General features: G+C 69.0%; 21 protein-coding genes and 2 pseudogenes. 7 read left to right on the top strand and 16 right to left on the bottom strand.

The window, feature by feature from the left end:
• Position 1: 1 nt before the first annotated feature.
• The 3 genes from ACFY2X_RS30130 to ACFY2X_RS30120 form a co-directional block, all read right to left on the bottom strand.
• Positions 2-361: an NADH-quinone oxidoreductase subunit A gene (locus ACFY2X_RS30130; RefSeq protein WP_389944630.1), complete on the bottom strand. Its 360-nt coding sequence runs from the start codon at positions 359-361 to the stop codon at positions 2-4.
• Positions 362-482: 121 nt separating this feature from the next.
• Positions 483-1,760: a geranylgeranyl reductase family protein gene (locus ACFY2X_RS30125; protein WP_389944627.1), complete on the bottom strand. Its 1,278-nt coding sequence runs from the start codon at positions 1,758-1,760 to the stop codon at positions 483-485.
• A gap of 149 nt (positions 1,761-1,909) precedes the next feature.
• Positions 1,910-2,635: a demethylmenaquinone methyltransferase gene (locus ACFY2X_RS30120; RefSeq protein WP_389944625.1), complete on the bottom strand. Its 726-nt coding sequence runs from the start codon at positions 2,633-2,635 to the stop codon at positions 1,910-1,912.
• 78 nt (positions 2,636-2,713) lie between these two features.
• On the opposite strand from ACFY2X_RS30120, the gene ACFY2X_RS30115 reads away from it, so the two are divergent.
• On the top strand, positions 2,714-3,967 hold the full coding sequence (locus ACFY2X_RS30115; RefSeq protein WP_389944623.1) for a hypothetical protein: 1,254 nt from the start codon (positions 2,714-2,716) through the stop codon (positions 3,965-3,967).
• Here the strand turns inward: ACFY2X_RS30115 and ACFY2X_RS30110 are convergent, their stop codons facing one another.
• The gene (locus tag ACFY2X_RS30110) at positions 3,968-4,168 is read right to left on the bottom strand and encodes a DUF4229 domain-containing protein (RefSeq protein ID WP_389944620.1); all 201 of its coding nucleotides are present in this window, start codon (positions 4,166-4,168) and stop codon (positions 3,968-3,970) included.
• 262 nt (positions 4,169-4,430) lie between these two features.
• Here ACFY2X_RS30110 and ACFY2X_RS30105 point away from each other — a divergent pair, with 262 nt between their 5' ends.
• Positions 4,431-4,670 carry a BldC family transcriptional regulator gene (locus ACFY2X_RS30105; RefSeq protein ID WP_012887349.1) on the top strand — a complete coding sequence of 80 codons (240 nt, stop codon included), beginning with the start codon at positions 4,431-4,433 and terminating at the stop codon, positions 4,668-4,670.
• A 339-nt stretch (positions 4,671-5,009) separates the two neighbouring features.
• On the opposite strand, the gene ACFY2X_RS30100 is transcribed toward ACFY2X_RS30105, so the two are convergent.
• Together ACFY2X_RS30100 and ACFY2X_RS30095 are read right to left on the bottom strand one after the other, a co-directional pair.
• Positions 5,010-5,249, bottom strand: coding sequence for a hypothetical protein (locus ACFY2X_RS30100; RefSeq protein WP_389944617.1), 240 nt, complete (start codon positions 5,247-5,249; stop codon positions 5,010-5,012).
• Positions 5,250-5,259: 10 nt separating this feature from the next.
• Entirely contained in the window at positions 5,260-5,964 is a 705-nt protein-coding gene (locus tag ACFY2X_RS30095; protein WP_389944614.1) for a hypothetical protein, read from the bottom strand.
• Between the two features lie 246 nt (positions 5,965-6,210).
• Between ACFY2X_RS30095 and ACFY2X_RS30090 the strand changes: the two genes are divergently transcribed.
• A complete protein-coding gene (locus ACFY2X_RS30090; protein ID WP_389944611.1) occupies positions 6,211-6,510 on the top strand; it encodes a PLDc N-terminal domain-containing protein in 300 nt (99 codons plus the stop codon).
• An 81-nt stretch (positions 6,511-6,591) separates the two neighbouring features.
• Here ACFY2X_RS30090 and ccsB read toward each other — a convergent pair whose 3' ends face one another.
• The 5 genes from ccsB to ACFY2X_RS30065 all read right to left on the bottom strand — a co-directional run bounded on the left by ccsB (position 6,592) and on the right by ACFY2X_RS30065 (position 11,225).
• Positions 6,592-7,548 (bottom strand): c-type cytochrome biogenesis protein CcsB, encoded by a 957-nt coding sequence (ccsB, locus tag ACFY2X_RS30085; protein WP_389944608.1) that lies wholly within the window; start codon positions 7,546-7,548, stop codon positions 6,592-6,594.
• Positions 7,538-9,118, bottom strand: coding sequence for a cytochrome c biogenesis protein ResB (locus ACFY2X_RS30080; RefSeq protein WP_389944605.1), 1,581 nt, complete (start codon positions 9,116-9,118; stop codon positions 7,538-7,540). Before ACFY2X_RS30080 ends, ccsB begins: the two co-directional genes overlap by 11 nt.
• An 83-nt stretch (positions 9,119-9,201) precedes the next feature.
• Positions 9,202-9,936: a cytochrome c biogenesis CcdA family protein gene (locus ACFY2X_RS30075; protein ID WP_389944602.1), complete on the bottom strand. Its 735-nt coding sequence runs from the start codon at positions 9,934-9,936 to the stop codon at positions 9,202-9,204.
• A gap of 24 nt (positions 9,937-9,960) precedes the next feature.
• Positions 9,961-10,530, bottom strand: a complete 570-nt coding sequence (locus tag ACFY2X_RS30070; RefSeq protein WP_389944599.1) for a TlpA family protein disulfide reductase — start codon at positions 10,528-10,530, stop codon at positions 9,961-9,963.
• A gap of 56 nt (positions 10,531-10,586) precedes the next feature.
• A complete protein-coding gene (locus tag ACFY2X_RS30065; protein WP_389944596.1) occupies positions 10,587-11,225 on the bottom strand; it encodes a histidine phosphatase family protein in 639 nt (212 codons plus the stop codon).
• A gap of 218 nt (positions 11,226-11,443) precedes the next feature.
• Here ACFY2X_RS30065 and ACFY2X_RS30060 point away from each other — a divergent pair, with 218 nt between their 5' ends.
• Positions 11,444-12,310 carry an EamA family transporter gene (locus tag ACFY2X_RS30060; protein WP_389944594.1) on the top strand — a complete coding sequence of 289 codons (867 nt, stop codon included), beginning with the start codon at positions 11,444-11,446 and terminating at the stop codon, positions 12,308-12,310.
• 186 nt (positions 12,311-12,496) lie between these two features.
• Here ACFY2X_RS30060 and ACFY2X_RS30055 read toward each other — a convergent pair.
• A pseudogene (locus tag ACFY2X_RS30055) lies at positions 12,497-12,781 on the bottom strand (MarR family winged helix-turn-helix transcriptional regulator); the annotation flags it as partial.
• A 203-nt stretch (positions 12,782-12,984) separates the two neighbouring features.
• On the opposite strand from ACFY2X_RS30055, the gene ACFY2X_RS30050 reads away from it, so the two are divergent.
• Entirely contained in the window at positions 12,985-14,154 is a 1,170-nt protein-coding gene (locus ACFY2X_RS30050) for an FUSC family protein (RefSeq protein WP_389944591.1), read from the top strand.
• A 53-nt stretch (positions 14,155-14,207) separates the two neighbouring features.
• On the opposite strand, the gene ACFY2X_RS30045 is transcribed toward ACFY2X_RS30050, so the two are convergent.
• Positions 14,208-15,110 (bottom strand): LysR family transcriptional regulator, encoded by a 903-nt coding sequence (locus ACFY2X_RS30045; RefSeq protein WP_389944590.1) that lies wholly within the window; start codon positions 15,108-15,110, stop codon positions 14,208-14,210.
• Positions 15,111-15,184: 74 nt separating this feature from the next.
• Here ACFY2X_RS30045 and ACFY2X_RS30040 point away from each other — a divergent pair, with 74 nt between their 5' ends.
• Positions 15,185-16,087: an EamA family transporter gene (locus ACFY2X_RS30040; protein WP_389944587.1), complete on the top strand. Its 903-nt coding sequence runs from the start codon at positions 15,185-15,187 to the stop codon at positions 16,085-16,087.
• Positions 16,088-16,132: 45 nt separating this feature from the next.
• On the opposite strand, the gene ACFY2X_RS30035 is transcribed toward ACFY2X_RS30040, so the two are convergent.
• Positions 16,133-17,152, bottom strand: coding sequence for an aminotransferase class V-fold PLP-dependent enzyme (locus ACFY2X_RS30035; protein ID WP_389944584.1), 1,020 nt, complete (start codon positions 17,150-17,152; stop codon positions 16,133-16,135).
• Positions 17,153-17,384: 232 nt separating this feature from the next.
• The gene (locus ACFY2X_RS30030) at positions 17,385-18,737 is read right to left on the bottom strand and encodes an erythromycin esterase family protein (RefSeq protein ID WP_389944581.1); all 1,353 of its coding nucleotides are present in this window, start codon (positions 18,735-18,737) and stop codon (positions 17,385-17,387) included.
• 231 nt (positions 18,738-18,968) lie between these two features.
• Here ACFY2X_RS30030 and ACFY2X_RS30025 point away from each other — a divergent pair.
• A pseudogene (locus tag ACFY2X_RS30025) lies at positions 18,969-19,118 on the top strand (Uma2 family endonuclease); the annotation flags it as partial.
• Positions 19,119-19,138: 20 nt separating this feature from the next.
• On the opposite strand, the gene ACFY2X_RS30020 reads toward ACFY2X_RS30025, so the two are convergent.
• On the bottom strand, positions 19,139-19,606 hold the full coding sequence (locus ACFY2X_RS30020) for a hypothetical protein (RefSeq protein WP_389944578.1): 468 nt from the start codon (positions 19,604-19,606) through the stop codon (positions 19,139-19,141).
• Positions 19,607-20,051: the final 445 nt, after the last annotated feature.

Genomic DNA, 20,051 nt, shown 5'->3' with positions numbered 1-20,051 from the left:
TCTAGTCCCAGTCCAGACCCTTGCGGCGCCACACATACGCGTAGGCCACGAGCACGGTGACGATGAACAGCACCATTTCGACCAACCCGAAGACCCCGAGCTGGTCGAACGCGACCGCCCACGGGTAGAGGAAGATGATCTCAATGTCGAACACGATGAAGAGCATCGCGGTGATCATGTACTTCAGCGGGAAGCGACCGCCACCGACCGGCTGGGGCGTCGGCTCGATACCGCATTCGTAGGCGTCGAGTTTCGCGCGGTTCCAGCGCTTGGGGCCGGTGAAGGGCGCGATCGTCACCGAGAAGATCGCGAAACCCGCCGCGAGAACGGCGAGCACCAGGATGGGTACGTACAGTTCCATCGCTACGCCTCCTCTCCCATCTCCACGCGTGCCCGCGCGTAGCTCGTCATGTCGTTTCGTTTTGCAAGTTTAGGCTCGGCGATCATCGCTCTTGGTTCCGAGTGCCGGATGTTTGACGAGGTCATGCCGGTGGCGCGACCTTCGACAGAGCATTGATGATGCGGTCCGACGCGTCGCCTCGTCGATCGGTGAGGTTAGCAAGGAGTTTGAGTGCAAAGCGCATCAGGCGGGGGTGCGGCAGCGCGTGACGCGTGGCGAAGTTCATCACCCCGCGGTGCCCGATGAGCTCCACGAACCCTCTGCCCAGGGTGAAATAGCCACCATAGGCGTCTTTCAACATCTGTGGATAGGCCCGCAGCACGCGCTCGCGCTGTGCGGAGGTCGTTCTTCCCAGCGCCTGGACGATCACTTCGGCCGCGATCTGCCCGGTCTCCATGGCGTAGGCGATGCCCTCCCCGTTGAAGGGGTTGATCATCCCGCCCGCGTCGCCGACCAAAACCAGGCCCCGCGTGTAGTGCGGCTGGCGGTTGAAGGCCATCGGCAGCGCCGCGCCCCGGATCGGGGTGGTCATGTTCTCCTCGACGTAGCCCCACTCCGCCGGCATGCCCTTGACCCAGCGCTTGAGCAGGTCGCGGTAGTCCATGCCCTTGAAGGCGTCGCTGGTGTTCAGCAACCCGAGGCCCACGTTGGAGGTGCCGTCGCCGACGCCGAAGATCCAGCCGTAGCCGGGCAGCAGGGTGTCGCCGTCCCACAGCTCCAGCCAGGTCTCCAGATAGTCGTCGTCGTGACGCGGGCTCTCGAAATACGTCCGTACGGCGACGCCCATCGGACGGTCCTCGCGCTTGTGCAGCCCCATCGCCAGGGAGATCCGGGTGGAGTTGCCGTCGGCGGCGACCACCAGGCGGGACCGGTAGGAGACCTCTTCGCCGTCCTTCTTCGCGGTCACGCCGACGACGTGGCCGCTGCGCTCGTCGAGGATGGGGCCGGTGACGTTGACCCCCTGCATCAGGCGGGCACCGCCGCGCGCCGCGTTGGCCGCCAGGATCTCGTCGAAGTCCTGCCGGGTGCGCACCAGGCCGAAGTCCGGATAACTGGACAGCTCGGGCCAGTCGAGCTCGAAACGCATCCCGCCGCCGACCACGCGCAGGCCCTTGTTCCTGACCCAGCCTGGGGCGTCGATGTCGATTCCCATGGCGATGAGCTGCTTGACCGCTCGGGGCGTCAGCCCGTCGCCGCAGACCTTCTCGCGGGGGAATGTGGTTTTCTCGAGCAACAGGACGTCAAGCCCGGCCTGTGCGAGATAAAAAGCGGTTGTCGAACCGGCGGGCCCGGCGCCGACGACGATGACGTCGGCGTCAGCCTCAGCGGCACGCCGCTGTGGGGCGGCTGGCACGGTCACGGGACCTGTCCTGTCCTACACGCTTTGACGGCCTCGGGGTAAGGGGCCTTTCGTTCCTTTGTGAAGAGCTTCACAAACTTGTCGGCCCGAAGTCTAACCCCTTTACGGTGCGAAGTGTCAGTCGGGTACTGCTATCGCCTGTCAATCTTCTATGCGGGCTTATATGCACGATGAATCGCCACGATACCCAGGGCGAGATTACGCCAGGCGACCCGCTCCCAGCCCGCCCCCTGGATGATCTTCGCCAGGCCCGCCTGGTCCGGCCAGTCCCTGATCGACTCCGCCAGATACTCGTAGGAGTCGTCGTTGGAGCCGAACAGCTTGGCCGCCAGCGGCATCAACCTCATGAGGTACTGCGAGTAGACGAGGTCGAAGGACTTGATCGTCGGGTGGGAGAACTCAAGGATCACCAGACGCGCCCCCGGCTTGGCCACGCGGAGCATCTCGCGCAGCGCCTGGCCGGTGTCGTGGACGTTGCGCAGCGCGGTCGAGATCGTCACCGCGTCGAAGACCTCGTCGGCGAAGGGCAACTTCAGCGCGTCGCCCGCGACGAAGGTGACGCCCCGCACCCCACCGCCGGAAAGACCCGAACCGCCCCGGCGCTTCACGCCGGTGCGCAGCATGCCGAGCGAGAAGTCGGAGGCGATCGCGCGGGCACCCAGCGAGGTGAACGCGTCGGTGGAGGTGCCGGTGCCCGCACCGAGGTCGAGAACCAGCTCACCGGGCCCGGCATCGACGGCCGCCGCGGTCGCCTTGCGCCACAGCCGAACCTGCCCAAGAGAGATAACGTCGTTGACCAGGTCATATCGCCGGGCCGTGCGATCGAACATCGCGGCGACCTCGTGCGGTTGCTTGTCCAGCGAAGCGCGCGTCATGGGAACAAGCCTAGGCCCGCTCGGACAATCCACGGAAAGTAGCGACCCGATTACCAAGAGTCTGCTAGAAATTGCCGAATGTTTGCCAGAACCACTTCCGTGCTGGCCACGGCAGTCATGATCCTGGTTCCGACCGGGATCGCCGCCGCCGGCACGACGGAGCACAACAAGGTCGTCTCGGCCGACCCGGTGAACACCACGCCACACGTGCTCGACGGGATCGTCAACGCCATCGCGCTCGTGGGCGGCACGGTGGTGGTCGGCGGCTCGTTCGGCGAGGTGCGCGAGGCTCGGAGCACGACGACTCTGGAACGCGCCAACATCTTCGCCTACGACCTGGCCACCGGGCGGATCCTTCCCGGCTTCGAGCCGTACCTCGACCGCCCGGTCAACGCGCTGGCCGCGGGCACCGACGGCACCGTGTACGTCGGCGGCGAGTTCGCGGTGACCGGCCGCGAGCGGGCCCGGGGCCTGGCCCGCCTGCGGCTGTCGGACGGCTCACCGGTGACCGGCTTCGACGCCCAGGTCTACGGGGGCGTGGTCACCAGCCTGGCCCGGCAGGGCGCCCAGCTCTACGTGGGCGGCGACTTCACCCGGGTGGGCCGCGTCCCCCGCACGGCCCTCGCCCGGCTGGACGCCGCGACCGGCGTCGTGGACCCCGATTTCGCGGTCGAGCCGGGCATGCCGCGCGGCAGTCGGGCCAAGGTCAACGCGCTCGCCCTCGGCAAGGACCGGCTGGCGGTCGACGGCGACTTCACCACCCTCGACGGGCTGTCACGGCCGCAACTGGGCCTGATCGACGTCGGCATCCGGCCCGCGAGGGTCGCCGACTGGCGGACCGACGCCTATGCCGCGAAATGCCTGGACGTCTTTCCCAGCTATGTGCGAGGCCTGGACTTCGCCCCTGACGGCAGCTATTTCGCGGTCGTCACGACCGGTGGCCCGGACAAACCCGAAAAACTATGCGACAGCGCCGCGCGCTTTGAAACCTACGCCCGGGGCACGGTGCGGCCGACGTGGGTGAACCACACCGGCGGCGACTCGCTCTACTCGGTGGCGGTGACGGGGGCGGCCGTCTATGTGGGCGGCCATCAGCGCTGGCTGGACAACCCCCACGGCCGCGACTCGGCGGGGCCGGGAGCGGTGGAGCGGCCGGGCATCGGAGCGATCCATCCTCGAACCGGGAAGGCCCTCACATGGAATCCGACCAGGGAGCGCGGAATCGGAGTCAAGGCATTCCTCGCCCATCGCGGAGGGCTACTCGTAGGTAGTGACACAACGCGGCTTGGTCACGAGTACCATGCCCGAGTCGGCATGTTCCCGTTGCCGTGATCACCCCTGTTTCTTCTTGGCGATTCGCTCGCTCACGGCGTCGCGCTGCTTTGACAGCAGAACGTAACTGGCCACACCGCTGACCAGCAATGCGACGACCAGCAGGACGAAGGGCTGGCGCAGGCCGAGAAGGTAGAGCACGCCGAGGCTCACGAGCAGCAGGCCCAGCCGGGAGGCGGTGTAAACGATGACGGGATGCACACTGTCGAGGTTACGCCACTCTGCCTGCGCAACCACGAGCACGAAGACAGAGCGGACGCTCTTCGCATCAGGCGCGAGCGCTGCTAGTGTGCCCAACAGTTCAGTTTTGTAAAGAAACACCCACGAGAGTCCCAAAGAGGCTCTATCATATAACAATCGGGCAGTCAGTCGATAACAACCCGTGATCTTTGTTGAAAAGCACGGATAAATCAGACTTCGCTCGGCACACTGGTTACCTGTCCGCCCGCTGGCAGGAAGCGGGATGCGAGGGGGAGAGATTGTGGAGAGTAGCAGCGAGCGTCTGCTGACACCCGGAGAGGTTGCCGCCCTCTTCAGGGTTGACCCAAAGACGGTTACACGCTGGGCCGCGGCAGGCCGCATCAGCAGCATCCGTACCCCCGGAGGGCACCGGCGTTTCCGTGAGTCGGAAGTGCACGCCCTTCTGCGCGGAGAGGACGTACTGACGGCCGAACGGCCGGCAGGCGAGTCCCCGCGCGTTTGACGACTGATGACGTCGCATCATCGGTGATCCTGCGCGCCTTACCCGGAAGCCGCAGGATTACCGATGGAGTCGTTTGACCTGCTCCTCGCCATGAATGACGAGGATTCCCGAACCGGCTGAAGCGGCCTGAGTGCCTGGCGCTCCACAGACAGGGCGCCCCCGAGGTCTCCACGCCCTGAGACGACCGGCCCGGCCGCCCCGCCGATCTCGCGGACGACTTGACCAGCGCTCACCCGTTCGGTCGCGACAGACTGTGGTCGAGTCGATGCGATCGGGCGAGCCATTCCACGAAGGCCCCTCGCGCTCCGGCCTGTCCCGGAAGACCCGCGCGCGTTCCCGCTAACTGTCCTGTTCGGCCTTGAAGGCCAGGAACTCCCGCTCCAGCTCATCGTTCTCATCGAGCCAGCGCTGCCGCCGCTCGGCGAACTCCTTCTCCGTGAGCGCCTCGGGCAGCCAGCGGTCGTAGTCCGGATCACCCGGTGAGAGCTCCACATACGCGTTGCCGATCAAGCGCCCGTCGTCGCTGGACAGGCTCTGCGGCACCCGCAAGGTTCCATCAGCGAGCAGGATGACGTACATCCCAGATCACCTAGATTCCGTAACGCCGGTTGAAGAACAACATGACATTGAGCGCCATCCGCGTGTCACCGCCGAGCATGTCCACCAGGGCCGGACGCTGCCGGGACGCGATGGCGGCGAAGGCGTCGGCGAAGAACTCCCGGCGGCCCAGGTCCCCCGCCTGCCGGTGGAAACCCGAGGCCAGCACGGGAAGGCACCGGGCGTAGAGGGCGACGAACTCCGGGGAGTCCGAGACCCAGTCTCCGTGGGGTGCGTCGACGTCGTCCAGGGCGTGGCCGACCTCGTGCATCATCACGTCGGGGGTGGGCGAGGGCCGGTCCCCCACCACGATCTTGCGATCGCCGTACGCTCCGGCGCAGATGTCCCATGTGGCCCGGCCCGAGGGCAGCGGCGCTCCGCGCAGGTAGCCCATGTCGTCCAGATCGGGCACCCCGCCCTCGCCGACGTAGATGCCGTCGAGGCCTTCGGCCAGCTTGTCCTTCAGCCCGTCCGGCAGCCTGGCGAGGCTCTCCACGGCCCGTACGATCTCCGGGGACGGGGGTCCCTGCCAGGAGTCCCACTGGCGGTGCAGGATGCGTTCCAGGCGCCCGCAGTGCAGCAGACCGTCCCCCAGGTTGGGGGCGTCGGGAGCGTTGGGCCGAGCCCTGGGCCGCTCGTCCTCCAGCTCGAAGTCCCGCCATGTGTACTGCGGGCGATCCACCACCGGCGCCGTCACGGTGCCCGTCCTCCGCTCGGGTTCGAGCGGGACCTCACGCGCCGTTCGCCTGGCGGCACCCTCCGCGCGCCGACCCGGATCCCGTTGCCACCAGCGCCGCCGATGACGGCCCTTGTCCGCCGAACTAGCCATCACGCACCCCCACGGGAAGTGGCAACAGTCTCCACCGTACGACGTGGATCTTCGCCAGTCATCCGAAACGGGGGCCTTACCGCACCCGGGCCCCGAATGGCTTACAGTGCGGACATGCCCCTGCTTGTCGCTCTGGCACTGCTCGCCTTCTGGCTCTACTGCTTGTTCGACGCCATCACCACGCCGGACGAGGAGGCCAGAAATCTGCCCAAGCTCCTGTGGGTGATCATCGTTGTGCTGCTGCCGCTCGGCGGCGGCCTGCTCTGGCTGCTGCTCGGCCGTCCGGTCGGGCCCCGCGCACCCCACGCGCTCTCACCCGGCGACAGGCCGTCGAGTCCCGGAGCCCCGAAGGGCCCCGACGACGACCCCGACTTCCTCAGAGACCTCGACCGGCGGCTGCGCGACGAGGATTAGCGCGCGGGCACGCCGTCACGACCAGCGTCATCACGATCAGCGCCGTCATAACCAGCGCCGTCACGGTCAGCGCCGTCACGATCAGCCCGGAACCTCCGCGTAGGAGTGCAGGCCGCCGACGAAAATGTTCACCCCGACCAGGTTGAACAGCAGGCAGGCGAAGGCGATGAGCTGCACGATCATCGCGGCCCTGCCCTTCCACCCGGCCGTGGCACGGGCGTGCAGGTAGGCGGCGTAGACGATCCAGGTGATGAAGGCCCAGATCTCCTTGGGGTCCCAGCCCCAGTAACGGCCCCAGGCCTTGTCGGCCCAGAGCGCGCCGGCGATGACGGCGAAGGTCCAGATCGGGAAACCGATGACGATCGCGCGGTGCGCGAGGCGATCGAGGTCCGCCCGAGACGGCAGGCGGATCGCGGTGTCCTTCCTGACCAGGTAGAGGATGCCGCAGACCCCGGCCATGATGAACAGACCGCTGGCGATGATCGCCGCCGAGACGTGGATCGCCACCCAGTAGGAGTTCAGCGCGGGCACCACCGGCCCGGCCTGCACGTGCAGATACCGTACGGCGAAGCCGAGCCCCAGGGCGGCCGTGACCGTGACGAACGCGCCGAGGAAACGGATCGGGTAGCGGATCTGCATGAACAGGAACGCGCTCACCGCGGCGAAGCAGATCGCGACCACGAACTCGTACATGTTGCCCCACGGCCACCGCCCCACGGCCAGGCCACGGGTGAGGATGGACGCCAGGTTCGTGGCCCAGCCGAGCCAGGTCAGCCCGACCGCGACCGGACCGGCCCACACCGTCCAGGCCGGGGGCGCCTTGTCCACATGGCCCTCGCCCTGCGCGGGGGCGGGCGGGGCGGCGGCCGTGCCACCGCCGACCGTGACGAGCGCCGGCTCGGCCTTCGCCTTCGCCTTGGATCGGCCGAAGCCGAGGTCGAGGGCGTAACCGACCATCGCGAAGATGTAGAGCAGCACCGTCGCCAAGATGAGCTGATCGCTCAGCGTGGCGAGGCCGGTGTCGACCTCAGCGGGCATCCTTCACTCCTGGATTCAAAGTGGAGACGATCTCGGCGAACTCCTCGCTGAAATCGCTGCCTTCGGTGCGCGTCAGGCCGCCCACCTCAACGTGTTTACGGTCGTGCTCGCCGGCCCCCTCCGGTCCCCGCCCGCTCGCGTCCTCGATCCGCACCCACACCCGGCGACGGCGAACGGTCAGGGACAGCACCAGGCCGACGACGGCCAGGGCCGCGGCGACGAGGGCGGGCGTCCGGCCCGGGTCGTAGGCGATCTGGAGGGCGATCCACTCCTTGACGCCGGTGAACTCGATCGAGCCCGCGCCGTTCGGCAGGTCGAGCTTCTTGCCGACGGCCAGCGGATCGGCCTTCATGACCAGCGGCCTCATCTTCTTCAGGCTCGCCGGGTCGAGCTGGTAGACCGACTGGGGCCGGCCGTTCTTCAGGCCGAGGTCGCCGGCGAACGCGCCGTACACCTGGGCGGTGGGATTGGCCGCGCCGGGGAAGATCGACACCCACTGGCCGTTCATCGGCACGGTGGTCGGCAGGAAGGCCACGAGAAGGCCGAGTTGCTCGGGCTGGGCGTCGGGGACCTTGACGACGCATTCGGAGGTGAACGTGGCCGGCTGGGCCACCAGGCACGGCACCGGACCGTCGAAGGCGACCTGGCCCTTACCATCGGTGATCTTGAACGTGGGCGCGTAGCCGTGGTCGATCAGGTAGGTCAGCGTGCCGTTGACGTCCAGCGGCTCGTTGACCTTGAGGGCGTAGTCCCGCTCGGGGGCTCCGGGGGCGTCGGCGACCTTGAGCCTCGCCTCGAAGTCCAGGGGCTGCCCACGCCGCTCGCCCTTGGCGATGTAGGTGGCCTGGAAGTCGTCGAGGGTGAAGGAGAACGGCTCCAGCGACTCGGCGCTCACCTGCTGGCCGGGCATGTAGCGGTCGTAGGCCGCGACCGTGTTGGCGAACCCTTCCCCCTCCACGACCAGCACGTTGCCGCGATAGCCGTACAGCGTGCCCACCCCGACCGCGAGCAGCAGCCCGAGCAGGGCGATGTGGAACACCAGGTTGCCGGTCTCGCGCAGGTAGCCCTTCTCGGCCGCGACCCAGCCGGAGCCCGTGGTCACCCGGAACCGCCTGGCGCGCAGCCGCGCGGCCACCTCCTCGACGGTCAGGTCGCCGTCGAACGAGGCGTACTGGGGCAGCCGGACCAGGTTGCGCGGCGGCGCGGGCGGCTTCTTACGCAGCTCGCGCAGGTGGGTCATGCTCCGCGGGAGCACGCAGCCGATCAGCGAGAGGAACAGCAGCAGGTAGATCGCGGCGAACCACGGCGCCCTGAACACATCGAACAGCCAGAACCGGTCGAGCCACTCGGCGAGTTGCGGGCTGTCGTCGAAGTACTGCGCGACCCTGGCGTCGGAGACACCGCGCTGCGGCCAGAGCGACCCCGGAATCGAGGCCAGGGCGAACAGGAACAGCAGGATCAGCGCGGTCCGCATCGAGGTGAGCGTGCGCCAGAACCAGCGCGCCCACGCGACGACGCCGAACCTCGCGGGCTGCGCATCGAGCTTTTCCTCGGTCAGAGTCGTGTTCACGCTCGCACTCGCTGGGCTACTCGTTGGCTCCGGACTTGCTTGGCTCACCGCTCCCGCCTTCGCGGCCTGCTCGACTTCCTCCATCAGATCACCGGCTCGAATCCGCCGATCCATCCCTGCAACGTCACGATGAGCTGCCCCCAGAGCCCGGTGACGAGCAGCAGGCCGACCGCGACCAGCATGGCCCCGCCCACCCGTGTGATCAGCTGTGAATGGCGGCGGACCGCCTTGAACGTGCGCAGGGCCTTGCTGTAGGCCAGTCCGGCCGCCACGAACGGCAGGCCCAGACCGAGAGCATAGGCGAAGGCGAGCAGCGCGCCCCGCCCGGCGCTGCCCTCGTTGAGGCCGAGGGTGAGCACGACGCCGAGGGTGGGGCCGATGCAGGGGGTCCAGCCGAGGCCGAACACCACACCGAGCAGAGGCGCCCCGGCCAGACCGGCGGCCGGGACCCGGTGGATGCGGAAATCGCGCTGGAGACCGGGAACGACCCCCATGAAGGCCAGGCCCAGCACGACGGTGAGCGCGCCCAGCACCCGCGTGATGATCTCGGCGCTGCCGAGCAGCGCCGCGCCGAGCCCGCCGAAGAGCGCCCCGCCCGCCACGAACACCGCGGCGAACCCGAGGACGAACAGCGCGGTGCCCGCGACCATGTGTCCTCGCCTGGGGGCGGCGCTCATCCCGGTCACATACGACAGATAGCCGGGGACCAGCGGGAGCACGCACGGCGACAGGAACGACACCAGGCCCGCCGCGACCGCGATCGGCAGCGCGAGGGCGAGCGATCCGCCCGCCACCGTGCCGGCCAGATCAGCGCTCATCGCGAGTCCATCCACCGCTCGGGGTCACTTCTCATCGCCGATCTTGGTGACCGTGTCGAGGAGGTCGTTGTATTTGACCGCGCCGAGCGCCCTGGCGGCGATGCGGCCCTGGCGGTCGATGATCAACGTCGAGGGGATGGCCGCGGGCGGGACCGTGCCCTGGAAGGAGAGCGCGACCTTGCCCGGCTGGTCGAAGATGCTCGGGTAGCCGGGCTGCTGACCGCGTTCGAAGGCCTGCGCGTCGGCCTTGCGGTCCTTGAAGTCGATGCCGAGGAACTCCACGCCGCCGGCCTTGGTCTTGGCGGCGATGTCCTTGAGCACCGGGGCCTCGGCCCGGCAGGGCCCGCACCAGGAGGCCCAGAAGTTCAGCACCACGACCTTGCCCTTGTGCGTGGCGAGCGCCGCGGTGCTTCCGTCGAGGGTCTCCCCCTCGACCGCGGGGGCGGGCTTGCGGTCGGCGGCCTTGAAAAGGGTGAGCTTGCCATCACCCGCCACGAAGCGGGTGTCCCCAGCCTGCGGCTGCGATCCCTGATTACCGGCGCATCCGGACACGGCGATAAGGAGCGCGACTGCGACGAAGGGTTTTGCGCGCATAAGAGGCAGGGTCTCCCTGTACTACAACCGGTAGAGCAGTCACTCTACCGGCGGAGTCACGCGCCCGGCACAGTGGGGCGCTTGGCGAGCGCGCCCGCCGGCTCGCTGTAACCCACGCTGATCAACCGGTCTCCCTCGAAGGAGAAACTGGTGAGGCTGGCGAGACCGCACTGCCTGCGGCGGGGGTCGTGCGGGAGCCGCCTGCCCTCGGCCGCGAGCCTGATGATCCAGATCGGGAGCTGGTGGCTGACCATCACCGCCTCGTGGCCGCGCGCCTCGTCGCGGGCGGTGTCGATCGCGCTCTTCATCCGCTGGACCACGTCGGTGTAGCGCTCACCCCAGGAGGGGCGCATCGGGTTCCACAGGTAGCGGTAGCGGCGGGGGCTGCGGAAGATTCCCTCGCCGTTGCCCAGCGTGAGGCCCTCGAAGACGTTCTCCGCCTCGATGAGCCGGTCGTCGAGCACGACCTCCAGGCCGAAGGTCGCGGCCAGCGGCGCCGCGGTCTCCTGCGCCCGCTCCAGCGGGGAGGAGAACAGGGCGACGACGTCTCGCCCGGCGACCGCCGTGGCGACCGTCTCGGCCATCTTCCTGCCGGTCTCCGAGAGGTGGTAGCCGGGCAGCCTGCCGTACAGGACGTTAGCGGGGTTGTGTACCTCACCGTGGCGCAGCAGGTGAACAACAGTGGTCTCAGCCATGGTGCCGCCAGCCTACCGAGTGGTACGGGTGAGTGGCGTGTGGAGGACCCCCTCTGCCTTCGCCACGGGCATGGGATTAGGGTCGAAGGCGGTTGCGCCTAGGGTTCCGCGTTCCGGCGGTCTGGTCCGAGCGGCGCCGACGTCTCCGCGGGAGACGTACAGCTGACGGGACAAAAGCCTGGAGGCTCCTGTCCGATCCATGCGGAAAGGAGCTCTTCTTGAGCCTGTTCGCCCTGGTCCTCGTCCTGTCCTCGGCTGTCGCCCACGCCAGCTGGAACCTGCTGAGCAAGCAGGCCGCCAGAGCCGACGGCGTCGTCTTCATCTGGCTGGTGGCCGCCGCGTCCACGGTGCTCTGGAGCCCCGCCGCGCTCGGTTACCTGGCCCTCACCGGCACCCGCCTCTCCTGGACCGGCATCGGGGTGATCGCCGGGAGCACCGCCCTGCACCTGGGGTATTTCATGCTGCTCCAGCGCGGCTACCGGCACGGCGACCTGTCGGTGGTCTATCCGATCGCGCGCGGCACCGGACCGCTGCTGGCCAGCCTGGTCGCCATCCTGTTCTTCGACGAGCACCCCGGCCCCGCCGGGATCGCGGGGATCCTGCTGGTGGGAGCAGGTGTCTTCCTGCTCGGCACGGCCCGCAGGCCCAGCCGTGAGGATCTGACCGGGATCGGGTTCGGGCTGGCCACAGGGCTGTTCATCGCGGCCTACACCATCTGGGACAAGCAGGTCGTGAGCACCTTCGCGGTCGCACCGATCCTGCTCAACTACGGCGGCGAGCTCGGCCGCGCCCTCGCTCTCGCCCCGGCGGCGCTCACCGCCCGCCGCCGGAACCTGATCCGGCCGACCTGGCAGGAGCACCGGACACGGGTGCTGGGCGCGGCGGTGCTGGTGCCGCTCTCCTATCTCCTGGTGCTGATCGCGTTCACGTTCTCACCGGTCAGCACGGTCGCCCCGGTGCGGGAGATCGGCGTGCTCGTCGCGGTGGTGCTCGGTGGCAGGCTCCTCGCCGAAGGCGACCTGACCCGCAGGCTGCTCGCCGCCGCCGTCATCGTCGGCGGCGTGGTGACGATCGCCCTCAGCTGAGCCCCTTCCCGGAATCCCCTCCAGGGAAGGCTCCCGGTCGCCCTCGTCGAGGACCTGGTTGATGAGCTCCGTGGCCAGGAGCAGCATCCGGCACTCCACCGGGGAGAACGCCCGGGTCATCGCCCGGGCCAGCCAGGCGTCGGAGTCTCGCACGTGACCGGCGAGGACCGTGGCGCCCAGCTCGGTGAGGCCGATGTGGTGCCGGCGGCGGTCATCCGGGTTGCGAGACCGGCTGATCAGCCCCTTCTGCTCAAGCGAGGCGAGCACGCGGGTCACCGACTGGGGCTGCAGCCGCTCGGCGTCGGCCAGGTCGCCCGCGGTCATCGGCCCGCCGCGATACAGGTGGCCGAGCAGGGCGAACCCGAGCCTGCCCGGACCGCCCGGCGGGCGTTCCGCGCGCAGCCGCAGGCTGAGCCTCGTCGTCGCCCGCCGGAGCGCGACGGCCGCAGCGTGGAGCTCTTCATCGTCCATATTTATTACGCTACCACTTACTAATATCCTTCATCCAATTAAGCCGACCTCTCTTTAGCGTCGGAGATATCCCCATTAATTAGGCTTAATCCCTAGAGGAATGCCGAGTGAAGATGTTACACATGGCTTAGAAAATGATCGAAATGAGCGGCCGGCCGGCTCTCATCGCACGGTCACGCACGACACGAGCCAGGAGGTGCCACGTGCAGGCCGGAGAGATCCCGCGGCCACAGGGCGAATCGTCCGTACGGCCCACGTCCGCCCGCGGGCCCGGAGCCACGGCGAGATCGGCGCTCCGGGACGCGAGACGCTGGTCGCGCGACACACCGGTCCCTTCGAGCCAGATCATCGGCGCCGCGGCGGGCCTCGGCGGGCCGGTCGCCTGCGGGGTCGTCACGGCCCACACGGTGGCGGGCATGCTGGCCGCGCTCGGCGCGCTGGCGGCCGGCGGCATCACGGCGACCGGTGTCACGGCGACCGGTGTCACGCGACTGGCGGGCGCGGCGGCGACAGCGGTCGCCGCCGGATTCACCGGTGTGTCCATCGCGGGCCGGGGGTGGGTCACGGCGGTGGCGGTCGTGGTGACCGCCGCCGTGGTGCCGGTGCTCGGCGGGTTCAGCCGGCCCGCCGCCGAGATCAGCACTCGGTTCGTCACGTTTGTCGTCATCACCACAGGCCTGGGACCCGTCGGCGACCCCCTCGGCGTGACGTCGGCATTCGCGGTGGGAGCCGGCTGGTCCATGCTCGTCGCGCTGCTCATCGCCTTCGCGGGCCGCCTCGCCGTCCGGCGCGGGCACGCGCCCCCGGCCCAGGAGACGCCCTCGCCACCGCTCAAAGCCCTGCTGCGCCGCTGGCGGGCATCGCTGCGCGCGCCGCACGGATGGCAGTACGCGCTGCGGCTCGCCCTGTGCCTGGCGATCGCCGAGACGATCGAGGTGCTCTGGCGCCAGCCCAAGGCGTACTGGATCGCCGTCACGGTGGTGATCGTCGTGCAGCGCGGACTCGACCAGGCCGTGGTCCGGGTCGTCCAGCGGGCCGCCGGGACCGTCGCCGGTGTGGTGGTGGGCTCCGTGGTCCTGCTGTGGGTCCTGCCGCCGTGGCTGCTGGTGCCGATCGTGGCCGCGCTGGCCGCCCTGCGGCCGTTGCTGAGGGCCCGCAACTACGCGCTGTACGCGACGGCGATGACGCCGCTGGTCGTGTTGCTGATGGACGGCGGCCAGGGCACGCCGCCGTCCACGATCGCCTATCGGGTGGTGGACACCGTGCTCGGATGCGCCATCGCCATCGGCGCCGGTTACCTGCCCTGGACGCGCCTTCGCCCGGCTCCGCGGCAGCCCGCCGGGAACAGGACGCCAGATGGGAAGAGCCCATGACGTCGTGGACCGGCCACGCGAGGGCCGGGCGCGGCCGTCCCGGGCGAGGGCGGCTACTGGCGGTCGGCTGAGACCGCCTTGAGCGCCTCCACGGCCGCCCGGATCGCCGGACGGCGGGCCGCGTCGCTCCGCCACAACGTGTAGATCCTGCGGATCGGTCGCGGCCGGATCGGGATGACCCGCACCCCCTCGGGAACGAAGTCACGGCCGAGACGGGGGATGATGGCGCATCCCTGCCCGGCCGCCACCAGGGCGAGCTGGGTCGGATATTCGTCCGCCATGCAGGTGATGTCCGGCTCCAGCTCCGCCGAGCGCAGCGTGTAGACCAGCCAGTCGTGGCAGACCGTGCCGGGCGAGGAGCTGATCCACTGCTCCCCCGACAGCTCGGCCAGCTCGATCTCGGACCGGGCGGCCAGAGGGTGGGACGCGGGCAGGATCACGTCCGCGATGTCGTCGAAGAGGGGCGCCCGGGACAGCCCCTCGGGGATGGCCATCGGCCGGTTGACCCAGTCCTGGATCACCGCGAGGTCGAGCTCGCCCCGGGCCACCTCGCGGATCTGCCGTTCGGGCTCCCGTTCGAGAAGCTGGAGCCGGAGGTCGGGATGACGCTCCCGCAGCCGGGTCAGCGCTTCGGGCAGCAGCCCCCGGGCCGCCGTGGGGAAGGCTCCGATGCTCAGCCGCCCCACGACCTGCCCGCGCAGCGCCTCGAAGTCGGCTTCGGCGGTCTCCACCAGCGCGAGGATGCGCTCGGCGTGGTCGGCGAGCAACCCGGCCGCGTCGGTCAGCCGCACCCCTCGCCCGTTCCGCTCCAGCAGCGTCGCACCGGTCTCCCGCTCCAGCTTGGCGAGCTGCTGCGAGACCGCGGACGCGGTCACCATGAGTGCGTCGGCCGCCGCCCCCACCGATCCGTAGACGGACACGGCGTGCAGGGCCTTGAGACGGTTAAGGTCTAACATATAAGCGATTCTAAACAACAGTGCTAAGAAATTCTCGCTTGTGCTGAATTGTTAGCGCGAACGAGGATGAGTAGATGCGAACCAGGCATCTCTTCCTGGCCATCGGCCTCGCCGCCGTCTGGGGTTTCAACTTCGTCGTCATGGAGGCGGGACTTCGCCACTTCCCGCCGCTGCTCTACGTGGCGCTACGTTTCGTCCTGGCCGCCTTCCCCGCGCTGCTGTTCGTCGGCGGCCCAGGGGTGCCGTGGCGGCGGGTGCTCGTCGCCGGGGCCACACTCGGCGTCACGCAGTACAGCCTGCTGCTCCTCGGCATGCGCGCGGGCATGCCCGCCGGCCTGACCTCGCTCGTCGTCCAGGTCCAGGCGGTCTTCACCGTGATCCTCGCGGTGTTCCTGCTCAAGGAGCGGATCACCGCCCGCCGCGTCACCGGCATGGGGATCGCGTTCGCCGGACTGGTCCTGATCGCCGTGGAGATGGGCGGCGGGGGCCCGGTCGGCGCGTTCGTCCTGGTCCTCGGCTCCGCACTCGGCTGGGCCGCGGGCAACATCGCGGTCAGGAAGGCCTCACCCCCGGACTCGTTCCGCTTCATGGTGTGGCTGAGCGCGATGGCGGCCCTGCCCATGCTCGGCCTCTCCCTGCTGGTCGAAGGCGTGCCCCGGCTGGAGTTCTCCGTGGAGGGCAGCCTGTCGGTGCTCTACGTGGCGCTGATCTCCACCCTGGGCGGCTTCGGCGTCTGGGGCTTCCTGCTGAAGCACTACGACGCCTCGATCGTCGCCCCCTACAGCCTGCTCGTCCCCGTCTTCGGCATGTCCTCGGCCGCCCTGTTCACCGGCGAGCCGATCTCCACCGTGAAACTCGCCGCCGCCGCACTCATCATCTCCGGCGTCCTGTACGCCAGCACCCGCCCCCGCCGTACGGCCCCCGCCCGCGAAGAGGCATCGGACAGGAAACGACCGGAAAACGCCCTGTCGACTTAGAGGTCGCGCAGACAGGTGCGGTGGTGGCCGGTAACCTCACCGCGCTCAGGTCAGCGCGGAAAGAGCGGCGTCCGCGTCGGCCTCGGTGGTGTAGAGGTGAAAGGCGACTCGTGATCCGCCGTTGCGTACCGACGCCCGGATGCCAGCCGCTGCGAGGCGCTCGGCAGAGCCCGGTTTGGAGACGGTGACGATCGCGCTGTCGCCGGGCGCCATGCCGAGCCCGGTACGAAACCGGTTGGCCAGCCGCACATCATGCTCGTGGATCGGGCCGATGCCGATGTCCAGCAGCAACTCCAGCGTCGGCGCAGCCGCAACGTAGGAGAACCACGGGAGAGCGATGTCGAAGCGCCGGGCGTCCTTGGCCAGCCGGAGCGGCGGGCCGTAGGACGCATCGCCCTCACCCGCGTACCAGTTGGCCGCGATCGGGCGGATCCGGTCTCGGACAGCCGGACTCAGGTAGCCGAACGCGGTGCCGCGCGGGCACATCAGCCACTTGTAGGCCGAGACCACAAGAACATCGAAGCGGGTCGCATCCACCGGGAGCCAGCCCACCGCCTGGGTCGCATCGGCGACGAGCAGCGCACCGTGCGCGCGGGCGGCGGCCACGATGTCGTCGATCGGCGCGACCTCACCGGTGGCCGACTGGACGAGGCTGAAGGCGACGGCGGCCGTTCGCTCATTGATGGCGGCGGCCAGATCGGCGGGCGGCACCGTCTGGACGTCGAAGTCATGCACCAGCCAGGGGAACAGGTTCGAGGTTTGCTCGATGTCGGGGACGACGACACGGGATCCGGGCGGCAGCGAGGCCGCCACCGGAGCCAGTACCTGCGATGCGGATGCGCCCAAGGCGATGTCTCCGGGCATGGCACCGACCAGGAGAGCGAACGCGGCACGCGCACGGCCCGTCGCCTCGTCCCACTTGTCCCAGCCATTGGCCCCACGACGCCACTCGTCGAGGGGACCCTGCAACGCCTCGAAAGCCAGACGCGGCGGTACCCCGTAGCTCGCCGTGTTCAGCCATCCCGGCTCTGGTTCCCATAGCTTCACCGCATCGACAAATTGCATTTCGTCACACTAACCGGTGGGCCCTGCGTCCCAGAGCTGCGGATCCGCGTAAGAGATCGTGCGGGTGGACGTGGGTCTGCCGAGGTGCCACCACCGCACCTATCTGCGCGACCCCTTAGGGCGTGCCCCACGGACCACCGACCGCTTCAGAATGATCTACGAAGTCGCTCGGCGACCCGGCGCGTACAGGCGAGGCCTGATCCGCGGGCAACGCCACGGCAGGGCCGGGCCGTCACGGCTTCAGTCTGTCGGCCTCCCGGACGTCGTGGAGGTGGATGAGGCCGTCGAAGGAGCGGGCGGTCGCGATGTCGGCGAGCGGGTAGGGGTACTGCGTGCCGATGTTGCGCGTGGGGCGGGCGACGTCCAGCCAGGCGCGCGCCGCGGCCGGGGCTTTGCGGGTGTCGAGGTAGTAGTCCCGGTAACGGACCTTGTCGAGGGTGTATTCGTTCATGCCGGGCTCGGCCGCGCCCACGGTGAACTTCTTCCAGTCGCCACCGAGAGCGGTGTCCTTCGACAGGAAGGAGCCCCGGTTGAAGGTGAAGCCGATGGAGAGGTACTTCTTCCCCAGTGTGTCGCGCAGGTACGACCCTTGCGTCTTGGGATACAGCGCGGGATCGCCGGCCACGTATCCAACGTGGTCGTTCTGCGCCGACAGCAGCATCTTGTCGCCGGTGCGCCGCTGCCACCAGGCGGTGTTCTCGGCCATCACCTGGTCGCGGTAGCGCTGCGCGACGGGCAGCCGGGTCTTGTCGGTGAGGTCGAAGGCGAGGAACGTGGCCGTCTGGGAGATGGACCGGGCGTTCTGGACCGCAAGCTCGAACTCGTCTTCGTCCGTGCCCTTCTGGCCGCTGATCAGATCCAGGGCCTGCTGCGCCTTGGCGGCGAGCCGCTGCCGTTCCGCGAGGGGCTTGCCCAGATAGGCGAACACGTCGTCGATCGGACGCAAACCGGTGTAGAGCTCCGTGAGGTGCGGCAGCGACTCCGGGTGGGTCCGCCGCACGTAATCGGTCACACGGTCGAAGAAGTCGTCGCTCAGCTTGGGAGCGCCGATGTCGTTGCCCGTGAAGTGGACCGTGCGGCCGGGGTGGCGGCGGTTGTAGTCCCGCATCCACTCGATGAGGCTCACGAACTCCTCCCGGTCCCACGGCGAGTTGGCCAGCGCCTCTTTCGCGACCTTGCGCGCGTCCCCCTTGCCGGTCTGAAGGTAGTCGTCGATCTGGAGGCCCGCGGACCAGCTCAGCTCCAAGGCGAAGGTGGTGAAGCCCTTCTCCTCGACGAGATAGCGGAAGACCCGCTCCTTCATGGTGAAGAACTCGTGCGAGCCGTGGGTGGCCTCACCCAGGCCGACCACCTCGGCGTCGCCGATCATCGTGCCCAGGGCTCGCAGGTCGGCCGTACTCCTCCCGGGCTCGGTCGAGCGCAGCGGGTGCGCCGCCTGCTCCAGTGCGCGGACCGGGTTCTGCTCCCCGCCGGCCGTGTCGGCCAGGACGGCCGGGGCCGCCACGGGGGCGAGGGCCGCTCCCATCGCGATCACCGCCGTCGCCAGCACTCCCAGCCGACTGATGCGCTTCCGGTCCCTAGCCATGCCGCTTACCTCTTAACTCGCGTATTGCCACTTGAGAGGGATCAGACCTCACGGTGAGATCCACACGTCGACGAGAGTAGGGCCGCGCGAGCGCACCTCCCATGGCGCTGACCAGCATCTTTGGGGTGAGGCACGCTGGTGCGTCAGGGTAGGGCGGACCCTACCCCGGGCCGCTACGGGCCGGCCCGGCGCCGAGTGCGCCGCGAAAGCGCCGGCCGCAGCTACTGCTTGATCGAGAACAACGACGGCGACCCTGTCGTCTACGGCTACGAGCTCGATCCCGCCACCGGTGCGTACGGTCTCACCGGCATCCACCACGGGCGGCTGACCGTCCCGGTCCCCTTCCCCGTCGACATCGATCTGGACAAGCCGCCCCGCTAGAAGGGCCTTCTCAGGCGTCTTCACCGGTACGGCCCAGCAGGCGGGGGTGCGGCCGTACCAGCGGTGGAAGGCGCGGCGCAGCGCTCGCACGTCGATGTAGCCGACGCGGGCGGCGATCGTGTCGATGTGAGTCCGGTGTCGCGGAGAAGGCGGGTGGCCTCGGCCTCGCGGACCTTCTCCACCTCCTCGCGCCAGCTGGTGCCCTCCTCGTGCAGCCTGCACTGAAAGGTGCGGGAGCTCATGGCCATCCGCTTGGCGGCCCTGTCGAGCGCCGGCGGTCCGTCGGCGAAGCTCGCGGCGATCTCGGCGTGCATCTTGTCCAGCCAGCCCAGGATCAGCCTGGCGTTGGCGACCGTATGGACAGCATGGTCGCGCACGATGGCCGCCAGGGCGGGGTAGGCGCCGGGCAGCGGCGCGGTCGCGTCGGGGGCGGAGAAGGTGATCGATGAGACCGGTGCGTTGAACTGGACGTCCGGCGTGCCGTACATGTCGAGGAGATCGCTGCGCGATCGCGGTGGCTCACCGGCGACGGTGGCGACGGGCGTGACTGGGCGGCCCAGCGCCGTGCCGGCCTGCTGGATCAGCAGGCCCAGGACGAACTCGCCGATCAGTTCGCCGACGCGGCCGAAGGTGGAGACCGGCCGGGTGGCGACGGTCAGGCGGCCCGCCGGGTCTTACTGGACGATGAACGCGCTGTCGGGGTCGGTGACGGCGGAAATGTGCTGTGCCGCGAGTTCGAACGCCTCGGTCAGGTCGCGGGAGAGGGCGGCACCAACGCGACGCCATGCGCGCGCATCGCGGTCGCATAGCCGAAATATCAACCGTGGCGGCGAAGCTCATCTCACCCCAACCGAGACGACCGAGACGAAGGAAACACCATGGAAGCCCGGATGAAGAACCCCGCCACGATCATCCCCGCCGCCCAGAAGCCGA

Source organism: Streptosporangium sp. NPDC000396, assembly GCF_042898655.1.
Lineage (GTDB): Bacteria > Actinomycetota > Actinomycetes > Streptosporangiales > Streptosporangiaceae > Streptosporangium.
This window is presented reverse-complemented; position numbering and strand designations above follow the sequence as displayed.

Coding starts and splice junctions, on each gene's coding strand:
- ACFY2X_RS30130 (WP_389944630.1), bottom strand. CDS start 361: ATGGAACTGTACGTACCCATCCTGGTGCTCGCCGTTCTCGCGGCGGGT.
- ACFY2X_RS30120 (WP_389944625.1), bottom strand. CDS start 2,635: ATGACGCGCGCTTCGCTGGACAAGCAACCGCACGAGGTCGCCGCGATG.
- ACFY2X_RS30115 (WP_389944623.1), top strand. CDS start 2,714: ATGTTTGCCAGAACCACTTCCGTGCTGGCCACGGCAGTCATGATCCTG.
- ACFY2X_RS30105 (WP_012887349.1), top strand. CDS start 4,431: ATGCGAGGGGGAGAGATTGTGGAGAGTAGCAGCGAGCGTCTGCTGACA.
- ACFY2X_RS30100 (WP_389944617.1), bottom strand. CDS start 5,249: ATGTACGTCATCCTGCTCGCTGATGGAACCTTGCGGGTGCCGCAGAGC.
- ACFY2X_RS30090 (WP_389944611.1), top strand. CDS start 6,211: ATGCCCCTGCTTGTCGCTCTGGCACTGCTCGCCTTCTGGCTCTACTGC.
- ccsB (WP_389944608.1), bottom strand. CDS start 7,548: ATGCCCGCTGAGGTCGACACCGGCCTCGCCACGCTGAGCGATCAGCTC.
- ACFY2X_RS30075 (WP_389944602.1), bottom strand. CDS start 9,936: ATGAGCGCTGATCTGGCCGGCACGGTGGCGGGCGGATCGCTCGCCCTC.
- ACFY2X_RS30070 (WP_389944599.1), bottom strand. CDS start 10,530: ATGCGCGCAAAACCCTTCGTCGCAGTCGCGCTCCTTATCGCCGTGTCC.
- ACFY2X_RS30065 (WP_389944596.1), bottom strand. CDS start 11,225: ATGGCTGAGACCACTGTTGTTCACCTGCTGCGCCACGGTGAGGTACAC.
- ACFY2X_RS30045 (WP_389944590.1), bottom strand. CDS start 15,110: ATGTTAGACCTTAACCGTCTCAAGGCCCTGCACGCCGTGTCCGTCTAC.
- ACFY2X_RS30040 (WP_389944587.1), top strand. CDS start 15,185: ATGCGAACCAGGCATCTCTTCCTGGCCATCGGCCTCGCCGCCGTCTGG.
- ACFY2X_RS30035 (WP_389944584.1), bottom strand. CDS start 17,152: ATGCAATTTGTCGATGCGGTGAAGCTATGGGAACCAGAGCCGGGATGG.
- ACFY2X_RS30030 (WP_389944581.1), bottom strand. CDS start 18,737: ATGGCTAGGGACCGGAAGCGCATCAGTCGGCTGGGAGTGCTGGCGACG.
- ACFY2X_RS30020 (WP_389944578.1), bottom strand. CDS start 19,606: ATGTACGGCACGCCGGACGTCCAGTTCAACGCACCGGTCTCATCGATC.